Origin of the sequence: Caballeronia udeis (genome assembly GCF_044909315.1) — a bacterium.
GTDB classification, from domain to species: Bacteria; Pseudomonadota; Gammaproteobacteria; order Burkholderiales; family Burkholderiaceae; genus Caballeronia; species Caballeronia udeis_A.
Genome location: NZ_JBIYEB010000003.1, coordinates 1 through 23,232, shown reverse-complemented (window position 1 = coordinate 23,232; position 23,232 = coordinate 1). Strand labels below are relative to the sequence as shown.

17 protein-coding genes and 2 pseudogenes are annotated in these 23,232 nt (G+C 60.0%); 10 read left to right on the top strand and 9 right to left on the bottom strand.

What is annotated here, in order from left to right:
* Positions 1–68: 68 nt before the first annotated feature.
* A complete protein-coding gene (locus ABH944_RS05235; RefSeq protein WP_404605333.1) occupies positions 69–2,552 on the bottom strand; it encodes a penicillin-binding protein 1A in 2,484 nt (827 codons plus the stop codon).
* 648 nt (positions 2,553–3,200) lie between these two features.
* On the opposite strand from ABH944_RS05235, the pseudogene ABH944_RS05230 reads away from it, so the two are divergent.
* Positions 3,201–3,465: pseudogene (locus ABH944_RS05230) on the top strand (plasmid mobilization protein); the annotation flags it as partial.
* A 363-nt stretch (positions 3,466–3,828) separates the two neighbouring features.
* On the opposite strand, the pseudogene ABH944_RS05225 reads toward ABH944_RS05230, so the two are convergent.
* Positions 3,829–3,999: pseudogene (locus tag ABH944_RS05225) on the bottom strand (DUF2177 family protein); the annotation flags it as partial.
* A 384-nt stretch (positions 4,000–4,383) separates the two neighbouring features.
* On the opposite strand from ABH944_RS05225, the gene ABH944_RS05220 reads away from it, so the two are divergent.
* Together ABH944_RS05220 and ABH944_RS05215 are read left to right on the top strand one after the other, a co-directional pair.
* The gene (locus tag ABH944_RS05220) at positions 4,384–5,064 is read left to right on the top strand and encodes a PspA/IM30 family protein (protein WP_404605334.1); all 681 of its coding nucleotides are present in this window, start codon (positions 4,384–4,386) and stop codon (positions 5,062–5,064) included.
* A gap of 259 nt (positions 5,065–5,323) precedes the next feature.
* The gene (locus tag ABH944_RS05215; protein WP_062090240.1) at positions 5,324–6,511 is read left to right on the top strand and encodes a tetratricopeptide repeat protein; all 1,188 of its coding nucleotides are present in this window, start codon (positions 5,324–5,326) and stop codon (positions 6,509–6,511) included.
* 377 nt (positions 6,512–6,888) lie between these two features.
* Here the strand turns inward: ABH944_RS05215 and glgX are convergent, their stop codons facing one another.
* Both glgX and ABH944_RS05205 read right to left on the bottom strand, forming a co-directional pair.
* The gene (gene glgX / locus ABH944_RS05210) at positions 6,889–9,093 is read right to left on the bottom strand and encodes a glycogen debranching protein GlgX (RefSeq protein ID WP_404605335.1); all 2,205 of its coding nucleotides are present in this window, start codon (positions 9,091–9,093) and stop codon (positions 6,889–6,891) included.
* A 28-nt stretch (positions 9,094–9,121) separates the two neighbouring features.
* The gene (locus tag ABH944_RS05205; RefSeq protein WP_404605337.1) at positions 9,122–9,280 is read right to left on the bottom strand and encodes a hypothetical protein; all 159 of its coding nucleotides are present in this window, start codon (positions 9,278–9,280) and stop codon (positions 9,122–9,124) included.
* Positions 9,281–9,512: 232 nt separating this feature from the next.
* On the opposite strand from ABH944_RS05205, the gene ABH944_RS05200 reads away from it, so the two are divergent.
* From ABH944_RS05200 to ABH944_RS05185, 4 genes are all read left to right on the top strand, one after another.
* Positions 9,513–10,928, top strand: a complete 1,416-nt coding sequence (locus ABH944_RS05200; RefSeq protein ID WP_404605338.1) for a DUF2252 domain-containing protein — start codon at positions 9,513–9,515, stop codon at positions 10,926–10,928.
* Between the two features lie 252 nt (positions 10,929–11,180).
* A complete protein-coding gene (gene mscL, locus ABH944_RS05195; protein WP_404605340.1) occupies positions 11,181–11,627 on the top strand; it encodes a large conductance mechanosensitive channel protein MscL in 447 nt (148 codons plus the stop codon).
* Between the two features lie 376 nt (positions 11,628–12,003).
* The gene (locus tag ABH944_RS05190; RefSeq protein ID WP_062090190.1) at positions 12,004–12,495 is read left to right on the top strand and encodes a hypothetical protein; all 492 of its coding nucleotides are present in this window, start codon (positions 12,004–12,006) and stop codon (positions 12,493–12,495) included.
* 564 nt (positions 12,496–13,059) lie between these two features.
* Positions 13,060–13,269, top strand: coding sequence for a dodecin (locus tag ABH944_RS05185; RefSeq protein ID WP_062090189.1), 210 nt, complete (start codon positions 13,060–13,062; stop codon positions 13,267–13,269).
* 138 nt (positions 13,270–13,407) lie between these two features.
* Here the strand turns inward: ABH944_RS05185 and ABH944_RS05180 are convergent, their stop codons facing one another.
* The 4 genes from ABH944_RS05180 to ABH944_RS05165 form a co-directional block, all read right to left on the bottom strand.
* Positions 13,408–14,511, bottom strand: coding sequence for a BMP family ABC transporter substrate-binding protein (locus tag ABH944_RS05180; protein ID WP_404605341.1), 1,104 nt, complete (start codon positions 14,509–14,511; stop codon positions 13,408–13,410).
* Positions 14,512–14,584: 73 nt separating this feature from the next.
* Positions 14,585–15,514: an ABC transporter permease gene (locus tag ABH944_RS05175; RefSeq protein ID WP_062090187.1), complete on the bottom strand. Its 930-nt coding sequence runs from the start codon at positions 15,512–15,514 to the stop codon at positions 14,585–14,587.
* A gap of 8 nt (positions 15,515–15,522) precedes the next feature.
* Positions 15,523–16,629: an ABC transporter permease gene (locus ABH944_RS05170; RefSeq protein WP_062090186.1), complete on the bottom strand. Its 1,107-nt coding sequence runs from the start codon at positions 16,627–16,629 to the stop codon at positions 15,523–15,525.
* Entirely contained in the window at positions 16,629–18,218 is a 1,590-nt protein-coding gene (locus ABH944_RS05165) for an ABC transporter ATP-binding protein (RefSeq protein WP_404605343.1), read from the bottom strand. Before ABH944_RS05165 ends, ABH944_RS05170 begins: the two co-directional genes overlap by 1 nt.
* Positions 18,219–18,487: 269 nt before the next feature.
* Between ABH944_RS05165 and ABH944_RS05160 the strand changes: the two genes are divergently transcribed.
* The gene (locus ABH944_RS05160) at positions 18,488–19,420 is read left to right on the top strand and encodes a LysR substrate-binding domain-containing protein (protein ID WP_097262378.1); all 933 of its coding nucleotides are present in this window, start codon (positions 18,488–18,490) and stop codon (positions 19,418–19,420) included.
* Between the two features lie 6 nt (positions 19,421–19,426).
* Here the strand turns inward: ABH944_RS05160 and ABH944_RS05155 are convergent, their stop codons facing one another.
* Positions 19,427–20,797: an 8-oxoguanine deaminase gene (locus ABH944_RS05155; RefSeq protein WP_404605345.1), complete on the bottom strand. Its 1,371-nt coding sequence runs from the start codon at positions 20,795–20,797 to the stop codon at positions 19,427–19,429.
* A 519-nt stretch (positions 20,798–21,316) separates the two neighbouring features.
* On the opposite strand from ABH944_RS05155, the gene uraH reads away from it, so the two are divergent.
* On the top strand, positions 21,317–21,670 hold the full coding sequence (uraH, locus tag ABH944_RS05150; RefSeq protein ID WP_089164586.1) for a hydroxyisourate hydrolase: 354 nt from the start codon (positions 21,317–21,319) through the stop codon (positions 21,668–21,670).
* 92 nt (positions 21,671–21,762) lie between these two features.
* Entirely contained in the window at positions 21,763–22,956 is a 1,194-nt protein-coding gene (locus ABH944_RS05145) for a urate hydroxylase PuuD (RefSeq protein ID WP_062090181.1), read from the top strand.
* The last annotated feature ends 276 nt before the right edge of the window (positions 22,957–23,232 follow it).

The window sequence follows — 23,232 nt, the reverse complement described above, 5'->3', positions numbered from 1 at the left end:
CGCATAACGGGAGAGCCAGATGACTGCAGGAGCATCGCAAGCGAAGGCTCCTGCAGCGAACACCCCAATCAATGCCCCTTGAAGAGATCCATGATCTCCTGGCGCTCGGCCGGGTTCACGCTGGGGGGCGGCACGCTCGGGGGCGTCAATCCACCAGGACCGACACCACCCACCGCATCGCTTGCACCTTCGATCGGATTCGCTGAATCCACGCCGATGCTCGCAACAAATCCATTACCCGGCGTTTTATCGGCGAAAAACAACTCGCCGTCGACGGTCGTCAAACCATCAGGCATCGCCATCTGCTGCTGCGGGATCTTCGCGAGCGCCCGTTGCATGTACTCCACCCAGATCGGCAACGCAAGCTGTGCACCGAACTCCCGGCTGCCGAGCGACTTCGGCTGGTCGTATCCCATCCACGCGATCGCCACGAGTTGATGCTGGTAACCCGCGAACCAGCCGTCCTTCGCGTCGTTGGTCGTGCCGGTCTTGCCCTGCAAGTCGTTACGCTTGAGCACATTGGTGCCGGCGCCCGTGCCGCCGGTCGCGACCGAATGCAGCAAGCTGTTCATCACGTACGCGTTGCGCGGCTCGAGCGTTTGCGGCGCGTTGCTGCCGGCAACCAGCGGATTGGCGCGCGAGATCACCGTGCCGTGTGCATCGGCTACTTCGCCGATCAGATACGGATTGATCCGCGAACCGCCGTTGGCGAACACCGAATATCCACCGGCCAATTGCAACGGCGTGACAAGACCGGCACCGAGCGCGAGCGGCAGATACGGTGGCGTTTTATCGACATCGAAACCGAAGTTCTGCGTGACGTAATCCTGTGCGTACTTCGTGCCTATGTACGAAAGGATCCGGATCGACACAAGGTTCTTCGACTTCTGCAAGGCCGTGCGCATGGACATGGGACCATCAGGCTGATCGTCGTCCTTCGGCTCCCACGCCTGTCCACCCGGGCTGGTCGGCGGGAAATACAGCGGCGCGTCGTTGATGATGGTTGCCGGTCCAAGACCCTTTTCCAACGATGCCGAATAGATGAACGGCTTGAAGCTCGATCCCGGCTGACGCCACGCCTGCGTGACGTGATTGAACTTGTTCTTGTTGTAGTCGAAGCCACCTATCAGCGCGCGAATCGCGCCGTCCTGCGGCACGAGCGAAACGAGCGCACCCTCGACCTGCGGCAACTGCGTGATGCTCCAGTTGCCCTTCGCGTCCTGTATCACGCGCACGATGGAACCCGGCTTGATCCGCACCGCCGCCGATGCGTTGCTGCGCAAACCAGCGGCGACAAAACGCAAGCCGTCGCCGGTGATGGTCGCCGGATCGGCATTGACGAACGTCACGACCACCTGCTTCGGATTCACCGATGTCACCACGCCCGCGATCAGATCGCCGTTATCGGGATGATCGGCGAGCGCGTCGTCGATCGCTTCGTCGCGGTCATCCTCGTTCGTCGGCAGATTGACGAAACCTTCCGGCCCGCGATACCCATGGCGCCGCTCGTAATCCATCACGCCCTTGCGCACGGCGTCATACGCCGCTTCCTGATCGGCGGAGTCGATAGTCGTGGTCACCGAAAAACCACGCGTGTATGTTTCGTCGCGATATTGCGCGTACATCAGCTGCCGGACCATTTCCGAGACATATTCCGCATGGACGCTGTACTCCGTACCCGCCACGCGCGCGTGTATTTCTTCAGCGCTGGCTTGGTCGAATTGCGCCTGCGTGATGAAGTTCAAATCGAGCATGCGCTTCAGGATGTACTGCTGACGCACCTTCGCACGCTTCGGATTGACGACCGGGTTATACGCCGACGGTGCTTTCGGCAAGCCCGCAAGCATCGCGCATTCGGCAAGCGTCAGGTCCTTCAGGTCCTTGCCGAAATACACCCGCGCCGCCGATGCAAATCCGTACGACCGCTCGCCCAGATAAATCTGATTCATATACAGCTCGAGAATCTGGTCCTTGGTCAGCGCGCGTTCGATCTTGTAGGCGAGCAGCATTTCATAGATCTTGCGCGTGTAGGTCTTCTCGCTCGAGAGAAAGAAGTTACGCGCGACCTGCATGGTGATCGTACTGGCGCCTTGCGACGCGCCGCCGTGCATGATGTCACTCAACCCTGCCCGCGCAATACCAATGAAATCGACGCCGCCGTGCTCGTAGAAGCGGTAATCCTCGATCGCGAGGACGGCCTTCTTCATCTGGTCGGGGATCTCGTCGAAGCGCACGATCCGACGCCGCTCCTCGCCGAATTCGCCGATCAGCACGTGATCCGCGGTGTAGATCCGCAACGGCACTTTCGGCTGATAGTCCGTGATTGCGTCCAGCGAGGGCAGATTCGGCCCCATCACGACCAGCGCATAACCAATGATCAGCGCGCCGATGATTGCCGCGACGGCGAACAGCCCCACGAACCAGAACACGATGCGCAGCACGATCGAGGGTCCGGCTGGAGACTTGGCGGGTTGACGGTAACGATTGGGACCATCTTGATCCCGGTCATCGCGTGGAGCGTTTGAGGAATTCGGTCGTTTGATGATTGGCATGACTTGGATTGAACGGCGCGCCCCTAAGGCGCCCGGTGCGCAACGCCATGAAACCGCGTAACGATAAATGTTGGGGTGAGCGAAAGCCGTGGCCGGCTCCGCCGTGTAGCCGATGTGTAGCGCCGCGGCCTGATCGACGCCGGGAAACGCTCAAAAAAGCGCTTCCCGGGAATGGACCTGGACTGCTGCGTCGCGTGCCGTTGCCCCCGGACTGGCTGCGCGTTTCTGCGAATGGGCCGTTATCGCATTGTAAGAAAAATTGCAACGCTGACGGCCCTGCGCAGAATAACAGCGCATTTTAAAGAATTCGAGCGCCGAGCACCGGCAGTGAAGGGATTTTTTTGTAAGTAAATCCCGTGTAACAGGCCGCCGCGACGGGTATGTCCGTCAAGACCCGCCGTCCGGCGTTATCGCGGAGAGGGCATTAGCACCACTATCTCAATATTGCAAGCGCTCGATGCGGATAGCGTCCGAAGCCCGGCTCGGGGAATGTGCGCACACGCACGAGACGATGGCAAAACGATATGATGGAAACGTTGGTTGCGTGGTTTGCCGTACCGCCGCGTACGCCGAAAGCGCATCAAATGGCGTTGCCCGTGTCGGATATCGGCCGTTCTGACTTGCCCAGCCCTGCTTAGCGAGGCGCTCATGACTACCAAACCCAGCGAACGCATCGTTGTTTTTGTCACTCCTGCGCAGAAACTTGCGATCACCAGCACTGCGGACGCTCTTGGCGTCAGCGTCAGCGAACTCATGCGGCGCGCCGTATTGAGCTTCAACGCGACCAGCGAACAGGTGAAGGCCGCAAGTCTTGTAGACCGGTTGCGTGCGCCGAAAACACCTGACCCGCTGAATGTCGCGCTGCGGCAAGTTGCTGAACGAGCCGCCGCGCGCGAGGCCCGGGACGCGGCGCTCGTGGCGAAGGTGGCCAGCAAACGCACGTTGGCGGCTGAAGGGCCGAATCCTTTGGCTGCGATTGAACCGGACACGGACGACGTCCTGCCGCAAACCTGCGATTCCGGGGACGACCTCGGTGCGCCGGATGAGTTGGACGAAGACGCGTCGTTTTCCAGGCGCTCCTGACCGGGCGGCCCGGCGGTTCAGTTGCGTTTCGAGTTGGACTCCCCGCGTGGCGATAGCGACCACGCCTGGCCACTGCGTCCCACGGGGCGTGCATGCGACGAGCGTCGCGCTTCAGCCTCGGCATCGCCAGGTTGGTGAGGTCGCACGCGGCATACGCGACGATTCCGGACACCGCTCCGTTCACCAGTCCCGCGATGTGGATCACGTAGAAAATAGCCGCCCCGCCAGAATCGGGTTTCGGCAAAAATAATTCGCCGATTTCGCATTGATACAAATTCCGCAGGCTCACACCAGGCCCGATGGCGTCGAGAATCTGGAAAACGATCGTAGTAACGGCGAATGCAACGGCCAACGTTATCGGCATGGCTAGCGTTCTTATCTCGTTGAAAAACCTGAATTTCTGTCGCGGTATTCGCTAAATCAAACGCATGGTGTACCGTTAAGATAATCCTGTTAAGCCCGGTTTAAGCCGTTGCATGGTTTAATACAGCGGCAAAAATCAGATGCCGTGCAAGGGCGTTGTGATGATGACCAAGGATCATGCTCAGTCGGCGGAACCAGCCGTCAATGTGCGGATTCCCGCTTCGCAACAAAATGTATCCGCGAGCTTGTAATCCGTGCGCCCGGCCCGATTTATCCGACGCGCGACGCCGTGGGCGCCGTGCTTAATCAAACGTTGGCGAACGTTCACAGAATGTTCATCGAACGTTGCTGCCTGGCAGCCGACTTCATTTCCAGGAGGAAACTCATGTCGCTTTTGGATTCCATCTCGCGCACCGTCAAGGGCCTGCTGAACGACGCCGCCGACACCGTGCAAGACCCGTCGCGCGACGCTCGCCAGATCGTGCGCGAGCTCGACGACAGCATCGCGAAGGCCGAGAACTCGCTAATCGAAATCGAAGCGCAGGTCGCCACGCAACAAAGCAAGCGCGATGTTGCTGCCGAGAAGGCGAAGAAGTATGAAGACGGCGCCAAGCGCGCGCTGCAAAGCGGCGACGAAGCGCTTGCCCGCGAAGCTCTGGGTGCGCAGGCAAACGCCGAAACAGAACGCGATGCACTGGCCGCCGAGCTGGTTACCCTGGTGCCGTCGGTGGATCACCTGAAGCAGCAGATCAACGACATGCGCCAGCGGCGCAACGAGCTCAACTCGCGGTCGAATATTCTTCAAGCCAAGCAGCAGATTGCAACGGCGAAAGATGTCGCGGCAACCGCGCTGGGCGGTATTGGCGGCAAGAACCTGTCGGAAGACTTTCAAAAACTGGAAGACAAGGTCCAGTTGTCGAATGCACGCTCGGATGCCCGGCTGAACTCGGCCGATCAGAAGAGCGGCAAGGCACTCGAAGACAAACTCGCGGCGCTCACGCGCGGCCCGTCTGTCGAAGACCGCCTGGAAGCGCTCAAGAAGCAGATGAACACGCCGGCGCAGTAAAGCGTCGGTTCTCAGGCCGGCGCGAAAGTTTCGCGGCGGCCCGAGACTGAGGTACGGCAAGAGCAGGACCAAGGCTTGCGCCCTTCGGGGCAGACGCCGGACAGCGCAAATCAGCAGTGAGGTTAGCCTCCAGGGCTGCACGCGGTCGGTTGAAGGCGCGGCGAACGGCGCGATAGCGCAGTTGGCCGCGAGCAACATTGGGGTATTGCATCGAAATGTCGCATGGAATGGAGACGGGTGCGAACGCCCCGGTCCGCTGATGAAAAAATATGTGATGGCTGTAGTTGCATCGCTGATGCTGGTCTCAGCGGCGGCCTTCGCCGCCGTACCGAGCGCCGGCCAGATCGAGCAGTCGATGACACAAGGCAACTGGAGTCAGGCCGACGCCCAGTTGCAGGAAGTACTGCAGGCGCATCCGAACAACGCCAAGGCGCACTATTTATACGCGCAAGTGCTGGATCGCGAAGGCCGTTCCTCCGACGCGCTCGCTCAGGTTCAACAAGCGCGCACACTCGACCCCGCCATTAAATTCACTGACCCGGCACGCTTCAATGCCATGGAAGCGCGTATCCGCTCGGATGCAAACCGCGTGAATTCATCGACCAATACGTCTAATTCGACGTCTGCCTCGGTCACACGCAATCCGTTCAATCAAGGTGCCGTAGCGGCTCCCGAAAGACACGGCCCGTCAATGGGCATGTGGGTGATGCTTGCGGTCCTGTTCGCCGGGATTGCGCTCGTGCTGCGCTGGGGTCTGAAACGCGCGCGTTCCAACGACGACGGCCAGGCCGACGCCGATCGCCGCACGCAGTTGAAGCGCGCGACCGAACTGCTCAACGATGTCCGGTCGCTTAAGCTCGACGTGCGTTTATCGACCCAGCCGGGTCACGAAGCGATGCTTCAGGAAGTCGAAGGCATCGAGACACAACTGCGCCAGATGGTCGAAGCGCTGTCCAATTCGAAAAACCCGGTGCCGCCGTACGCGATCGAAGATTTGTCGAACCAGATCGACAGCGTGCGGGCTCGTTCGGAAGGCCGGCCCGATCCGCGCGCAACAGCCGCCCCGGCAAGCGCCGATGGCCAATCGGTTTATGCGCAGGAAGCTGAGCGCTTTGGGCGCAACCCGCAAGGTCAGCCGCCCTATTCGCCTTATCCACCGCAACCGCAGCAACAGCCGCCGGTCATCGTGCAGCAAGGCGGTGGGTTTGGTGGCGGCATGGGCGGATTGCTGACCGGCGTGCTGCTGGGTGAGGCGCTGTCCGGCGGCAACCGCGAGCGTGTGATCGAACGCGAAGTTCCGGTCGACGACGACGAATTGCGCCGCCGCCGAGGTGGCGACAACAACGGCGGTGGACTCGACTTCGGCAACGGTTCGAACGACTGGAGCGACAACGGCGGCGGCGTCGACCTGGGCAGCAACGATTCCGGCAACTGGGACAACAGCTGAGCTGACTGCCGGCCGTGCCGGCTACGCTGAATGTTAAAAAGCTCCGAACGAAATCACGCAGATTGGTTCGGAGCTTTTTTATTGGTGCCGCCAGATTCAACGCATATTCAGGCCAATACCATCTTCATCCGCCCCCGAGAAAGCGCAGCAACGCCCACAGGAATTTGAAGAATCCCACAATAAATTCCCAGATGCGCTCGAGTTGATCCCAGTTCGCAACACGTAGGAGTGCCTCGAACATCATGTCTGCCGGGTGCGCTGCACGACAGGCTGCGATGTGGATGAAAACGAGGGGTGGCAAGGTAAGCGAAACAGCGGGGCAAGGTTCATGACCCGCATGATAGCCGTTACAAACCCCTGTCGTAGATAACGCTCCCTTACTCCGCGTTACCGCCCTCCGGTTCGACTTCGTCGGTAAGCGCTTCTTCCAGGCGCTGGAAGATCCGTTTGGTCGCACCGCGTGCATGCAACGCGAACAGCAGGAGCGACCGGCCGGTTACCTGATACACCGCGCCCGAATCGAAGTCTTCCAGCTCTTCACGGATTGGTGCGTTGGTGTCGATGAGGCAACTCCACTGGTCACTGCCGGGAATCTCGGGCAGCGTCAGGTCCACCACGTCGTGATGCGCGTTGAAGACCAGCAGCAGCGTGGCGTCCGACGCGGGACGGCGAATGCCTGTTGCTTGCGCGCGACCGTCGATCACGAGCCCGAAACAGCGCATTAACGGATCGTCCCATTGTTCCGGCGTCAGCTCCTCACCGGACGGGCTCAGCCATTTCACGTCGGAGAGTTCCAGGTCTTCGTGGAACTCGCCTGTCAGGAAACGTCCACGACGCAGCACCGGCAGCGTGTGCCGCAGGGTCGTGAGTTTGCGAACGAAATCGTTTAACGCGCGGCCGTCGTCGTCGATGTCCCAGTTGACCCAGCTGATGTCGTCGTCCTGGCAATACGCGTTGTTGTTGCCTTGTTGCGTGCGGCCGAATTCATCGCCGGCGAGAATCATCGGAGTGCCTTGCGAGAACAGCAGCGTAGCCAGCATGTTGCGTTTCTGGCGCTCGCGCAGCGCTCGGATCTCGGGATCATCGGTCGGTCCTTCCTCGCCGCAATTCCACGAGCGGTTGTCCGAGCTGCCGTCGTTGTTGTCCTCGCCATTCGCCTCGTTGTGCTTCTCGTTGTACGAGACAAGGTCGTTCAACGTAAAACCGTCGTGCGCGGTGATGAAGTTCACACTTGCCCACGGACGGCGGCCACGATGGTTGAATTTATCGCCGGAACCGGTGATACGCGTGGCCAGTTCCGCCGCCACGCCCTCTTCACCCTTCCAGAATTCGCGCACGGTATCGCGGTATTTGTCGTTCCACTCCGCCCAGCCGGGCGGGAAACCACCGACCTGATATCCGCCCGGACCGCAATCCCAAGGCTCGGCGATCAGCTTCACGCTGGAGAGAATCGGGTCCTGGCGGCAACTGTCGAGAAACCCGCCGCCTTCATCGAAACCGTAGGGCTCACGGCCGAGGATGGTCGCAAGATCGAAACGGAAACCGTCCACGTTCATCTCGGTGACCCAGTAGCGCAGGCTGTCGGTGACCATCTGCAGCACGCGCGGATGCGACAAGTTGAGCGTGTTGCCCGTGCCGGTATCGTTGATGTAATAACGCTTGTCTTCGGGGAGCCGATAGTACGAAGCGTTGTCGATACCCTTGAATGACAACGTCGGCCCGCGTTCATTGCCTTCGGCCGTGTGGTTGTAGACCACGTCGAGAATGATCTCGAGGCCGGCTTCGTGGAAGCGGTCGATCATCTGCTTGAGTTCCGCGACCGCGCCCGGGCCCTGCGCAAAGAAGCGCGGATCGGCCGCGAAAAAGCCGATCGTGTTGTAGCCCCAGTAGTTGGTGAGGCCTTTGTCGGTGAGATGGCTGTCGTTCACGAACGCATGAATAGGCAGCAATTCAACCGATGTCACCCCCAGGCTCTTGATGTGCTCGATCACTTCCTTCGTGCCCAGTCCCTCGAATGTGCCGCGCGCGTGTTCGGGCACAGCCGGGTGACGTTTCGTGTAACCGCGCACGTGGGTTTCGTAGAAGATGGTCTGCTCCCAAGGCACCCGGACGCGCGTCGGGTGGACCCATGAAAAGCTCTGGTCGACCACCTGGCACTTTTGCACGAACGGCGCGCTGTCGCGTTCGTCGAACGTGAGGTCATCGCCGTCCGCGTTCAGCGTGTAGCCGAACACCGCCGGGTCCCACGTCAGCTCGCCCACATGCGCCTTCGCATACGGATCGAGCAACAGCTTGTTTGGATTGAAGCGATGCCCGTTTTCTGGCTCGTACGGACCATGCACGCGATACCCATAGACCGCGCCCGGTTTTAAACCGAATAAATAGACGTGGAACACTTCGTCGGTGTATTCCGGCAATTCGATGCGTTCGAGTTCCTTCTCGCCGTTTTTATCGAAGAGGCACAGTTCGACTTTCGTGGCGTTCGCGGAGAACAAGGCGAAGTTGACGCCCTCGCCGTCCCAGGTCGCGCCCAAGGGGAACGGCGAGCCTTCGGCAATGCGGATATCGTGCGTCGTGTTCATGTATGCGTGTGTCCAGGTGTTTAGAGCTTCAACTGAAATCGATATGTGCAGGGTGCTTCAACCCGCCGCGCCGCCAGCGGCTTGCGAGGGTTACGGATTGCTCGCCGGGATCGGACGACGGATTATTCCGCCATGCGTGCAACGCAATCACGAGCATGGGCAGAAAGACAGCAGGTTTCGTGCCCATCGCGGAGCGTCCTTTTCGGACAGATTCTGGCGGCTGCCAGACACTCGTTATTATGGTGAGGCGTGGTTTCGCGTTTAAGACCAACGAAAAATTCTCCATTCGTGGTTGTGGAATCCAGGGCTGTACGAAATCGCTGCGGGCGCGCATCGTGATCATGCGTCCCGCTCATCGGCCCGGCACGGTCATGAACTCGTTCACGCCTTGCGCTATCGATCAACCGAGGAACACTGTCTTGCCCACCCGTCCCGTCGCATCCGCGAATCCAGCCATCAGCCTGTCCGGCCCGTCCCTCGGCAACGCTGAGGAAAGCCGTGTTCTTGGGCGCTCACTGCGCGACTCGGTCCCCTTCGACATGCACGCGGCCTGGAAACCGGAAACCGACCGCCCGGACCCCGTGGCACGCGTGCTCGCCAACAACGCCGGCCGGCAAGAACGGCTGATCCCGCTGCGGATGTCACGCATGGCCGCGTCGCCGTTTGCGTTCCTGCGCGGCGCGGCGAGCGTGATGGCCTGGGACCTCGCACATACGCCGTCTATCGGTCATCACGTAATGATTGATGGCGACGCGCATCTGAACAATTTCGGCCTGTTCCGCACGCCTCGCCAGGACGTGGTTTTCGACCTGAACGACTTCGACGAAACGCTGGTCGCCCCGTGGGAATGGGATCTGAAGCGGCTCACGGCCAGCATTAACGTGGCGGCGTCCGAAAACGCAGTCGACATCACCGGCCGCGAGCGCGCGGTGCGCACCGCCTGCACGGCCTACCGGACCACGATGTCGACGCTGGCCCAAGTCCCCGCCTACGAACTGTGGCAGATGCGCTCGTACGCGAGCGTGTTGCATATCGAAGCGCCTGTCGCGCTCGATCCGGCCGAGAAGGCGACCATTGCCAAGGCCGTCGAGCGCGCGACCAAGCACAGTCACGCGACAATGCTGGCCCGCGTCGCCGAGCCCGAAGGCAAAAGCTGGCGTTTCCGCGACGACCCGCCGATCCTGACCCGTCTTGACGCAGCGGAGAAAAATCACGTTACAGAGGGGCTGCGGGGCTATTTGCAGACCATCGCGGGCGAATGGCGGACCATGCTCGAACGCTACGACGTGGTCGATGTCGCGCATCGCGTGGTGGGTGTGGGCAGCGTCGGGACGCGAGCCTATTTGCTATTGCTGCTCGGCCGTGCCCATGGCGACCCGCTGTTCATGCAGGTGAAAGAAGGCATCGTGCCGGCCGCCGCGACATTCGTGCCGCCAATCGCCGAACCATTCGGCCATCAGGGACGGCGCGTCGTGCAGGGTCAGCGCCTGCTGCAGAGCTCCTCCGACCCGCTGCTCGGCTGGACGACCATTTCAGGCCGCGACTTCTACGTGCGACAGATGAAGAACATCCGTGGCTCGATTCCGGTGGACTGGCTGCACGGTGCGACCTTCGACTTCTATGCGTGGTGCCTCGGCTTGCTGCTCGCGCGCGCTCATGCCCGCACCGGCGATGCCGCTCTGATTGCCGGCTATTGCGGCAACTCGGACCGCCTGGACGCAGCCTATGCCAAGTGGGCCGAAAGCTACGGTGCGCAGACCGCCGCCGACCATGCCGCGTTTGTCGCGGCGATCGCGCAGGGACTCGTGATAGCGGCACCGCCCGAGAAAGCGTAGCAGTGCGATTGGGGAAAACGAGGGGCAAAACAAGCAGAATCCAACCGCCAAACCCTATCCGATCAGCCGATCATCTCAAAAAAGCCGGGACGCAATTACTACCGATTAGCTATCATTGCCGTTATCCGTTTAAAAAACGGTGAGAGCCTGAACAGAAGAGCAAAGCCGGGACGTCGGCTGTGAATACGGAAGCCGTTAATTGGCACATCCCTTGCTGCTGATTCTTATGATCTTTAATGGAGGAAGCGACGCATGAGCATGATTCAGGAATTCAAGAGCTTCGCCCTCAAGGGCAACGTGATGGATCTGGCGGTCGGTGTGATTATCGGCGGCGCATTTTCGACCATCGTCAATTCGATCGTCAAGGATCTGATCATGCCGGTCGTGGGGCTGGTCACGGGCGGACTTGATTTTTCCAACATGTTCATCAAGCTGGGAAACATACCCCCCACGTTCAAGGGCAATCCCGACTCGTACAAGGACTTGCAGACGGCGGGGGTCGCCGTGTTCGGTTACGGCTCGTTCATTACCGTGCTGATCAACTTCATCATCCTGGCATTCATCATTTTCCTGATGGTCAAGTTCATCAACAAGCTACGCAAAGCCGAGGAGCCGGCACCGGCGCCCGTCGCAACGCCGGAAGACGTGCTGTTGCTGCGTGAGATCCGCGATTCGCTGAAGGCTTCGCCGCGCGTCTGACCTGAGCGCGTGAGCTAAGCGTCTGACCTGAGCCTCCGGGACAGGAGGCGGTGTTCCAGAAAAGCCCGTGACGGCGTCGTCGCGGGCTTTTTCATTTTTCGGACGCAATCACGGAGTTGGTGGCGTTCATGACACTCGTTTGAATTTTCTAGCGATTTTTCATCGCAGCGGGGTTTCGTAGGTCTATTATTGAGACAGAAACATGCGAGCCGCAGCAGGGTTATCGGCATGATTCGTGCGCCACCGTGAGGGCCGGCCGAGCGTGACCGACCTGGCGGTGTCCTAAACTGAATCGCCGTGAATCCACCACTTCGATGTGCTATAAAAGATCGACGTGTCCAGACAAACGAGCGGCCCGCCAGATGGGAGTGGCCGCATGAGGACGCTGCGTTTTTTGCAATTCTTTTTCAGGCGAATTTTTATGTCCTTCCCGAAAAAGCGTAGACGCGCAAAGGTCGACGGTGACGAGTCTTTCCTCGCCGTGCTCAGGCATTTCAAGCCGTTTGGCCAACTCGATACCAAGATTGCACGCGCCCGCGCACAGGATGAACCGGTGTTGTACGCGCATGTGCTGCCAGGGCTCGATGTACTTCTTTGCAGCGTTCGTGGCGCACAACCGCCGTATCCGGCGGTGGATGAATTGCATCGCCGGTGCGTTGAATGTATTACGAACGCGCTTGAACAGCCGCTCGACGGGCTCGAAAACGGCGGTTACTGGTATGAAGCCAACGGCTTCGGGTTTCTTGTGTTTGCCAGCCGGGCGCGGACCCAGATCTTGAGCGAATTCGGCGCGTCCGCGACTGCGAGGTCCAGGCGCGGTGCACGGCGGCAGGATGCGGGGGATGCGGCTTCTCGACCATTGAGATAGGTGTTTCGCTCGCGCCGGTGGACGGGGTTTGGCGGGTGGGTTTTCCGGGGTTAGTGGTCGGGGTTATGCCGGGGTGTCAGGTTCTGGGGTTAGCGGTCGGAGTCAGTGCCGGGTTGCTGCTTTCGGCGTTAGCGGTCTGCATGAGTCGGATTTTCTCTTCATCACTATTAGCCACTGTGCGTGGCGGCCCGTCATTTCTTTGTCCAAAGCGACAAAGAAACGAAGCAAAGAAAACGCTTTCACCGCACTACCCTAAGTGTCCACAGCGTGCAGTTCCCATTCATAGGTGCCCCAAAAGCACGGTGCTCGCCAGAGCGAAGGATGTGTGAACCCCTCCTTCTCCGAACACGGATACCCACACGCTTCGCCACCAGTGATTGAACCTGCCCAAGGGACACCCCGCGCTGCGCGCGGACAATCTCGCACGAAATAATCCCCTCCCCCCCCGCGCTTCCCCGTAGAAAAACCGAGTGCGAACGGTCCCCCCTTGGCGCATGATTTGCTCAGTCCTACGAAGGCAAATCAGCGTCCAATGCCATCAGCCCGACACCCAAGGAGAACACAATGAGCAATCACGTCTACAAACAAATCGAACTCACCGGGTCGTCGACCCAATCAAGCGACGATGCAATTCGCGTGGCGCTCGAAAAAGCCTCAAAAACCCTCCGCAACCTGCACTGGTTCGAAGTCATCGGCACCCGCGGCCAAGTCGAGGACGGCAAGGTCGCACACTGGCAGGTCACGCTTAAAGTTGGACTGCGAATCGACGATTAAGATTAATCACGACGCAGACAATAAAGGCCGCGCTTAACCAAAGCGCGGCCTTTTCTTATGACGGAAACGATGACAAACAGCCGGTAAGTTTTGCGAGCCGAAGTTCGTTCCGCAGCCTCGCCTACCCCCACCGATTACTTACTTCGGCAGCGACCCATCCACGCCTTCCACATACCAGTTGATACGCTGTAGTTCAGGATCGGTCAGATTCTGGCCTGCCGCAATCTTGACCGCTCCCGACTGGTCCTTCACCGGCCCCATGAACACGTCCCAATTGCCGCTCTGCAGTTGTTCACGCTTAGCCTCTACAGCCTGCACCGCCTTCGCCGGCACCACGGCCGTGTTGATGTCCTCAAGATTCACCGCCTTTTGCGGCATCCCCAGCCAGACCGGATCAGTCTTGACCTTGCCATCAAGAAGCTGCTGGATCATCGAGTTGTAATACACCTCCCAATGTTGCACCACCGAGCCCAAATGAGCACTCGGACCAAACTTCTGCATGTTCGAATCCCACCCGAATGCATACACCTTCTTCTCTGCAGCCGTCGCCAGCGTCGCGTTCGAATCCGTGTTCTGCAACAACACATCAGCACCCTGCCCAATCAGCGTCTCCGCCGCCTGCTTTTCCTTACCCGGGTCAAACCAGCTATTAATCCAGATTACCTTCGTATGGATCTTGGGATTGACCGAACGCGCGCCCAGCGTATACGCGTTGATATTGCGAATCACTTCAGGAATGGGCACCGATGCAACAAACCCCAGCGTGTTCGTCTTCGTCACGTAACCCGCTGCGACGCCGGCAAGATAAGCACCCTGGTACATGCGATTGTCGTACACACCGAAGTTCTTGGCCTTCTTGTAGCCCGTCGCGGTCAGGAACGTAATGTCCGGATAATCACGCGCCACTTTCAGTTCAAAGTCCTGGTAACCAAAACTGGTCCCCACGATCACCTTGTTACCCTTCGCGGCCAGGTCGCGGAACACGCGCTCCGAATCCGCCGATTCCGGCACGTCTTCCACCCGCGTGATCTTGATCTTGTTACCGTACTTGGCCTCCACCTCCTTTGTGCCGGCGTCGTGGGCAAAGGTCCAGCCTGCATCGCCGGGATTGCCGAGGTAGACGAACGCAACGCCCGGTGCATCGGCAGCCCGTGCAGGGCCGGCGACCATCGTGGCGGATAGCGCGAGCATCGTGCCCACGGCTCCGGCTGCGCCCAAGGTGTTCAGCCAGCTTTTCTTCATCGTGATTCTCCTGTCGATGGTTCAATGATGTTTGTAAAAATCATGCCGCAATATCAGGCCATGGTTCGGACCGTCAGCTAGCCGCAAAAAACGGCTTCCCGAGCGACGCAGGCGCATTCAGCTTGATCGTGTTCGGATTGCGCGAGATGAGCACCAGCACGACGATCGTCGCAACGTACGGCAGCATGGCGAGGAACTGCGTCGGAATGGGCACGCCAATGGCCTGTGCGTAGAACTGCAGCGCCATCACCGCGCCGAACAGCAACGCCCCGATCAGCAACCGCCCCGGCCGCCACGTCGCGAATACGACCAGCGCGAGCGCGATCCAGCCGCGCCCCGACGTAAGCTGTTCCTGCCACAAATGCAGATAGACGATCGAGTAATAACCGCCCGCGATCCCCGCCATGCCGCCACCAAAAAGCGTTGCTCCATAACGCACACCCACTACCGGAAAACCCACGGAATGCGCGACCGAAGGCGACTCCCCCACCGAGCGCAGTACCAGCCCGGCACGGGTTCTGTATAAAAACCAGCCGATCACGCCGAACATGATGAACGCGAGATAACCGAGCGGCGTCAGCGTGAAAAACGCAGGGCCGATCACAGGAATGGAGGTAAGACCGGGAATGGGCAGCACGTCGATAGTCGCGCGCACCGCCGCCGACGTATAAGGCTTGCCGATATACGCCGAGAATCCAATGCCGAATATGGTCAGCGATAAACCCGTGGCCACCTGGTTCGCGAGCATGGTGATGGTGAGGAACGCGAACACAAGCGACATCAGCACGCCCGCGACAATCGCGCCCACAATGCCGAGCCACGGGTTGCCGGTGATCGCGGTCACGGCATAACCGGTGACAGCGCCCATCAGCATCATGCCTTCCACGCCGAGGTTCAACACCCCCGACTTCTCCGCGACGAGCTCCCCGGCGCCGGCGAACATCAGCGGAATGGCGGCTACAACGGCGCTTGAAGAGAGCGAACCGGCCTGATTGATGTCCATGGTTTTATCTATGAATGTGCATGCGCAGCGACCCGGCGCCGTACGCGATAGTTGACGAACAGGTCAGCCCCGAGCAAGCAGAACAGCAACAGCCCCTGGAACACGCCGGCGAGCGCCTGCGGCAATTGCAGCGACGTCTGCACCGCCTCGCCGCCGAGATACAGCAACGCCATCAGCAGGCTCGCCAGCACGATGCCAACCGGATGCAAGCGTCCGACGAACACCACGATGATCGCCGTAAAGCCGTACCCCGGCGACCAGCTCGCCTGCAATTGCCCGATCGGTCCGGCCACTTCACCCATGCCGGCCAAGCCGGCCAGACCGCCGCTCAGGAGCAGCGAGGTCCAGATGGCTTTTTTATCGGAGAAACCGGCGTAGCGCGCTGCCAGCGGCGCCAGGCCACCCACGTTCATCCGATACCCCGCGAAGCTCTTGCGCATGAACAGCCACACCAGCGGAATCGCAATCATGGTCAGGAACACGGACGCATTGATCCGCGTGCCCTTCAGCCATGCCCAGCCCCAATCGCTGTAAAGGCGGGGGTATTGCGCCGAATCGCCGAACATCGCCGAGATCGGGAAGTTCATGCCCTCGGGATCACGCCACGGACCGCTCACCAGGTAGATCAGCAACTGCGTCGCGACGTAGGTGAGCATCAGGCTCGTCAGGATTTCGTTAGTGTTGAAACGGCTCTTGAGCAACGCGGGAATCGCAGCCCACGCCATGCCGCCTATCACGCCGCCAATCATCATCAGCGGCAGGATCCACCAGCCCGTGGCGTCGCCAACGTGAATCGCTATGCCGCCCGCCACGATCCCGCCCAGCAGCATCTGTCCTTCAGCGCCAATGTTCCACACATTCGCCCGATACCCCACCGCCAGCCCCAACGCGATCAGGCACAGCGGCGACGCCTTCAGCACGAGTTCGGACCAGCCGTTCACGTTCGACAACGGTTCGATGAAAAAGCCGTGCATCGCGCGCAGCGGGTCCTGGCCCACGAGCGTAAAAATCAGGAAGCCGATAATCAGCGTGAGCACCGCGGCGACCAGCGGCACGGCAAGCTGCATGGCGCGCGACGGAGTGGGCCGCGCTTCGAGTCGATAAGGAAAATTCATTATGTCGGGGCCGTGGTGTCGAGGGCGACGGGGTCGGCACGATTGCCATCGAAGAGACCCGCCATGAAGAGGCCGATTTCTTCCGCGTTGGTCAAACCAGTCTCGCGGACCGGCGAAAGTTTGCCGCGGGCAAGGACCGCGATGCGATCGCAGATATCGAAGAGTTCTTCCAACTCCTCCGATATCACGAGGATCGCGACGCCGCGTGCCGCCAGATCCAGTAGCTGTTGCCGGATGAAACCCGCGGCGCCGACATCGACGCCCCAGGTCGGTTGCGCGACCACCAGCACCTTCGGCTCCTGCAAGATCTCGCGTCCCACGATGAACTTCTGCAAGTTGCCGCCTGACAGGCTTTGAGCGAGCGCGCCGTTGCCGCCGCAGCGGACGTCGAACGCGCTGATGCAGCGGTCGGCAAATGCGCGCATGGTCTTCGTACTGATCCAGCCGCCGCGCACCATGTGTTCGCGATGCCCGGTCAGCAGCGCGTTTTCCGCCAGCGACATGGCCGGCACCGCGCCGCGCCCGAGCCGTTCCTCGGGCACGAAGGCGAAGCCGAGTGCACGCCGTCCGGCCGCGCTGAAGCGGGCGGCGTGCTGACCGACAATGCTGATGGCGTCCGGGGCCACGTGTTTATCGCGGATCTCGCCCGAGAGCGCGGCCAGCAACTCGGCCTGCCCGTTTCCCGATACCCCCGCGATGCCGAAGATTTCTCCCGCGTGCACCGAGAACGAGACGTCCTGCAGCGACGTGCCAAACGGATCGGCGCTGGCAACAGACAGGTTCTTCACCGCGAGCTTCACCTCGCCCGGCGTATGTTCGCGACGTGTGTAATCGGGCAGCGAATGGCCGACCATCAGTTGTGCGAGCGATGCGTGGGTTTCCTTGCGCGGATCGACGCGCCCCGTCACCCTGCCGCCGCGCATGACCGTCGCGGTCTGGCACAACGCCTGGATCTCGTCGAGCTTGTGGCTGATATAGAGAATGCTGCATCCCTCCGACGCCAGCCGTCTCAGCACCGTAAAGAGCTTCTTGACCGCTTGGGGCGTGAGCACGGACGTGGGTTCGTCCATGATCAGCAGGCGCGGGTTCTGCAGCAGGCAGCGCACGATCTCCACACGCTGGCGTTCGCCCACCGCGAGGCTATGAACGTGGCGTTGCGGATCGACATCGAGCCCGTAATTCGCCGATACCTCGCGAATCCGCTTACCGAGCGTCTTGAGATCGAATTTATCGTCGAGGGCTAGCGCAATGTTCTCGCCCACGGTCAGCGTCTCGAACAGCGAAAAATGCTGGAACACCATGCCGATGCCCAGCTTTCTCGCCGCCGCCGGACTGCCGATCTCGACCGGTTCGCCTTCCCAGAAAATCTCGCCTTCGTCTGGACGAACCGCGCCGTAGATGATCTTCATCAGCGTGGACTTGCCCGCGCCGTTCTCGCCAAGCACCGCGTGGATTTCACCCGGTTCGACAATGAGCGTGACGTCGTCGTTGGCCTTGACGGCGGGATATTGCTTGCTGATGCCGTGAAGCGCGAGGCGGGAAGTAAGCACACCGCCCGGCTGAATGGATGAGGAAATGGCGTCGCCCATATGGACTCAGAAAGTGCGGAAATTGCGCAAAACCGGTATGACCGGCATGGCAGCAACGGAAACTTGCAGTCTGCGAGTAAAAGATACCCAAAACGGTGCGGGCCGTCGATTGCTCAAAATAGTGCGCGCAATTAGCAACAGCACGGTGTTGCATAGCTTGCAACGAATGTGCTTGAGGGTATGCCCAGCTTGACGGAAACAATGTGTCATATTAAAAACGATATGTTGTGCACCCTGGTCGATCAGCCTGACCGTATATTGGAGAGAAGATGAGTCAGCAACGCGAAGCGATCGACACTTACCTGTTACGCGTCCTTCACACCCTCTTGATGGAGCGCAGCGTCACGCGCGCGGCCGTCAAGCTCAATCAGTCACAACCTGCGATCAGCGCGGCGCTCAGGCGCCTGCGCGACATCACCGGCGATCCGCTGCTCGTGCGCGGAAAAGCGGGCATGGTGCCGACCGAGTACGGCCTGCGCCTGCTCGAACCCACACAAAACGCACTGCGCGAAATCGAACGCATCAAGGTTCAGCAGCACAACTTCGAGCCGGCGACTTCGGTGCGCTGTTATCGCATTGGTTGCCCGGACTATCTGAACGTGCTGTTCGTGCCTACCGTGGTGGAGCGCTTTCGTATAGCCGCGCCCAACGCCACGCTCGAATTTCATTCACTCGGCCCCGCCTTCGACTACGAACTTGCGCTGGAGGAAGGCAAGCTCGATATTGTCGTGGGCAATTGGCCCGAGCCGCCTGAACAGTTGCATCTCTCGAATCTTTTCGTCGACAAGATTGTTTGTCTCGTCAGTTCGAATCATCCGTTTGCCCGCCGCGGCGCGCTCACGCTCGATCAATACCTCAACGCACCGCACTTGGCACCTACGCCGTATTCCGTTGGCCAGCGCGGTGCGATTGATGTTCATCTGGCACGCGAGCGGCTCAAGCGCCATGTAGTCGTCACGCTGCCCTACTTCAACCTTGCGCCGTACGTGCTGATCAAGTCGGATCTCGTGTTCACCACCACACGTCTTTTCGCCGATCACTACGCCAAGTTCCTGCCGCTGACCGTGGTGCCCGCACCGCTCGACTTTCCGCCGATGCAGTACTACCAACTGTGGCACGAGCGCTGCCATTACTCCGACGAAGTGCGGTGGCTGCGACACCTTGTTGCCGATGCCACGCGCTCGCTGATCGAAACGCCTTGAACGCCTTTAATTCGCCATTGCTATAAGCTGACCCGCCAGCCGGTTGTGACGCTCGACGATCGGTCCAAGATCGACCGTCGTCAGTTGACCGTGACGCACGACCACCTTTCCGTCGATAACACTTGTCGATACCTGCGACGGCGCACAGAACACCAGCGCCGCGACAGGGTCGTGCAACGCGCCGGCGAAGCCGTGCTGGCTCAGATCGAAGGAAACGAAATCGGCCGCCATGCCCGGAGCCAACGCGCCTATATCATCCCGGCCCAGTACTTTCGCGCCACCCAGCGTCACGATTTCGAGCGCTTCGCGTGCGCTCATGGCGTCTGGACCGAAACCCACGCGCTGCAATAACAACGCTTGCCGCACTTCTGCGACCATCTGCGCGCCATCGTTCGATGCCGATCCGTCCACGCCTAATCCAACGCTCACGCCCGCGTCCCGCATCGCCCGGATGGGTGCGATGCCCGACGCCAGCCGCATGTTCGAGCACGGACAATGTGCGACACCCGTACCCGTGCGCCCAAACAACTCAATACCGGCGCGGTCAAGCTGCACACAATGCGCGTGCCAGACATCCGGTCCGACCCAGCCTAAATCCTCCGCATACTCGGCTGGCGACATGCCGAACTTCTCGCGGCTGTACGTGACGTCGTTCACGTTCTCGGCCAGATGCGTATGCATCGATACCCCGTATTCCCGCGCCAGCACCGCCGAATCGCGCATCAGTTCACGGCTGACCGAGAACGGCGAGCAAGGCGCCACCACCACGCGCAGCATCGCGTAACGGCCTTCATCGTTGTAGGTTTCGATCAGGCGCTGCGTGTCCTTCAGGATTGCATCTTCTTTCTCGACCACTGAATCGGGCGGCAAACCGCCGTCCTTTTGCCCGACACTCATGCTGCCGCGCGCCGCGTGAAAACGCATGCCGATCAGCTGCGCCGACACGATGCTGTCGTCCAGGCGCGCACCGTTCGGATAAATGTAGAGATGGTCGCTCGACGTCGTGCAGCCCGAGAGCAGCAATTCGGCCATGGCGGTCAGCGTCGACACCTCGATCATCTCGGGCGTTAGGTTCGCCCATATTTTGTACAGGCTGGTGAGCCAGCCGAACAACTCTGCATTTTGTGCGGCCGGGACCGCCCGCGTGAGGCTCTGGTACATGTGGTGATGCGTGTTGACCAGGCCGGGAATCACCAGATGGCCTGCCAGGTCCAGCACCTCATCCGCTTGTTGCGGCAAGTCGCTCGTCGCGCCGACCTGCGTGATCCGGTTGCCTTCGACGAATAAGCCGCCGTTAGGAATCTCGCGCCGTGTCTCGTCCATGGTCACGAGCACGCGCGCGTTCTTCACCAGCAATGTCCGGGGTTTCTGTTGCATGTCGATCTCCGCTATTTCTCTGTTTTACCGAGGGCGCAGAAGCACAAAATCAGTACTTGCATCCGCGCCAATTACCCGGTTACCCAGCGTCGATCGCCGTCTTCGGGATGCCCAGCGAGCCCCGCTGTGTAAGGCCACGGTGGCCGCTGTGCAAGACGCTACTGTCCGTAGCCAAAAAGCCCGTGACAATGCGAACACTGCCATAGTTGTCTTCACGGACTCAATATGATCGTGAATTTTGGCTCGCGTAGCATCGCCGGAAAGCGGTAAAAAGGGCTGAAACGCTGACGTTTTCTTTACGAAAGCGCAATAAGCGGGCAGCCGTTATGCGCTGGTGATTATCTTGCCTATCGCGGGCGCTATGATCACTGCAACTTTTTACAATGCTGTACACGGCGCGCATCCTCTCACGCCGACGGGTATGTAGCCACGCTTGTGGAGCCTCGATCCGCCGCTGATTGTCAGAACACAGACGGTTCGATGCGCAGCCATTCCTCGCACACTACAAGGACAAAGCGAATGGGCAAGCTCACAACCCACGTACTCGATACCGCGCACGGCCGCCCCGGCGCCGGTATCAAGGTCGAACTTTTCGTGCTGACCGGCGACGCCCGGCGCGCGCTTCTCACCACGCACACCAATTCGGACGGCCGTTGCGACGCGCCGTTGCTACAGGACGATGCGTTTGTCGCTGGCGAATACGAACTCGTGTTTCACGCGGGTGATTATTTCGCAGCGAGCGGCGTTGATCTGCCGGAGCCACGGTTTGTGGACCGCGTGGTGCTGCGCTTTGGTATTGCCGACGCCACGTCGCACTATCACGTGCCACTGCTTGTATCGCCTTGGGCATACAGCACTTATCGCGGCAGCTGAGTTTTTATCTGACGCGCAGTGTGTTGGCTGACGCTTGTGCCCCTTGCGTCCGTCCGATGAATCAACAACAGAATTCGTAGTGGAGACGTTTCATGCAAGGCTTTATTGTTGACTGGCTGAATCTTGCTTTGCGCTGGTTGCATGTGGTGGTAGCGATCGCCTGGATTGGCGAGTCGTTTTATTTCGTGGCGCTCGACAACAGCCTGAAGCCGCCGAAAGATCCCGCTGCGACCAAACGCGGTGTGTTCGGCGAGTTGTGGCACGTGCATGGCGGCGGCTTTTACAACATGCAGAAGTACACGGTTGCGCCGCCGAACATGCCCGACGACCTGCATTGGTCGAAGTGGCCTTCGTACACCACGTGGATGTCCGGCTTTGGCTTGTTCATGGTGTTGTATCTGTTCTCGCCGAGCACTTATCTCATCGATAAGAACGTGCTCGATATGGGACCGGTGGTGGCGGTTTCATCGGCACTGGGCTTCTTGCTCGCGGGCTGGATCGTGTATGACTCGCTGTGCCGGTTGCTGGGCAATCGCGACGGTTTGCTCGGGATCTGCGTGGGCGCCTATGTGATCATCGCGGCATGGCTTGCATGCCATGTGTTTGCGGGGCGTGCTGCGTATTTGATTACGGGCGCGACGTTGGCCACGATCATGTCGGCGAACGTGTTTTTCGTGATCATTCCTGGTCAGCGCAAGATGGTCGAGGCCATGCTGAAGGGCGAAGTGCCCAATGCCATTTATGGCAAGCGTGGTAAGCAGCGTTCGGTGCACAACACGTATTTCACATTGCCGGTAGTGTTCGTGATGTTGTCGAATCACTACGCGATGACCTATACGCATCCTTATAACTGGGCTGTGTTGCTGATCATCATGCTGGCGGGTGCGCTGATTCGGCAGTTCTTTGTGATGCGTCATCGTGGGCAGGTGTTGTGGTACCTGCCGGTGATTGGTGTGCTGCTGATGTTTGGTGCGTTTGCGTGGACCATGCCGAAGGCGGTGCCGACGGTTGCGCCAGTGGCTGGTGCGCCGGCGATTCGCGTAGCCGATATTGAGCCGATCCTGCAGCAGCGTTGCGCCACGTGTCATGCAGCTCATCCGACGATGATGGGGGCTGCCCCGGCGGGGGTTTTGCTGGATACGCCGGAGTCGATTTCGTTAAATGCGCAGCGGCTTTATCAACAGGCTGTGGTGTTGAAGGCAATGCCGCTAGGGAATGTTACGCAGATGACCGATGGTGAGCGCTCAAAGATCGCCGCGTGGTTTCAGGGTGGTGCTTTGAAGTAAGGTTTTTTGAGTTGGGTTGGATTTGGTTTGCTCGCGCCGGTGGACCGGAGGGTCTGCTGGCGTTGTTGGTTTTTGGTCGTTGCGGGAGGTTAGCGAGTGGATTGGTGCGAGGGTTCTGCGGTAGCGGTTGGGGTCAGTGCCGGCTTGCTGCTTTCGGCGTTAGTGGTCTGCGTGAGTCGGAGAGGGTGTAATTAGTTTTGTGTAAACGGTCATTTGGCAGGAGACTGCCAGCATCTAGGAGCAACGATGACCGTAGCGAAACGCACCAAACGAGTG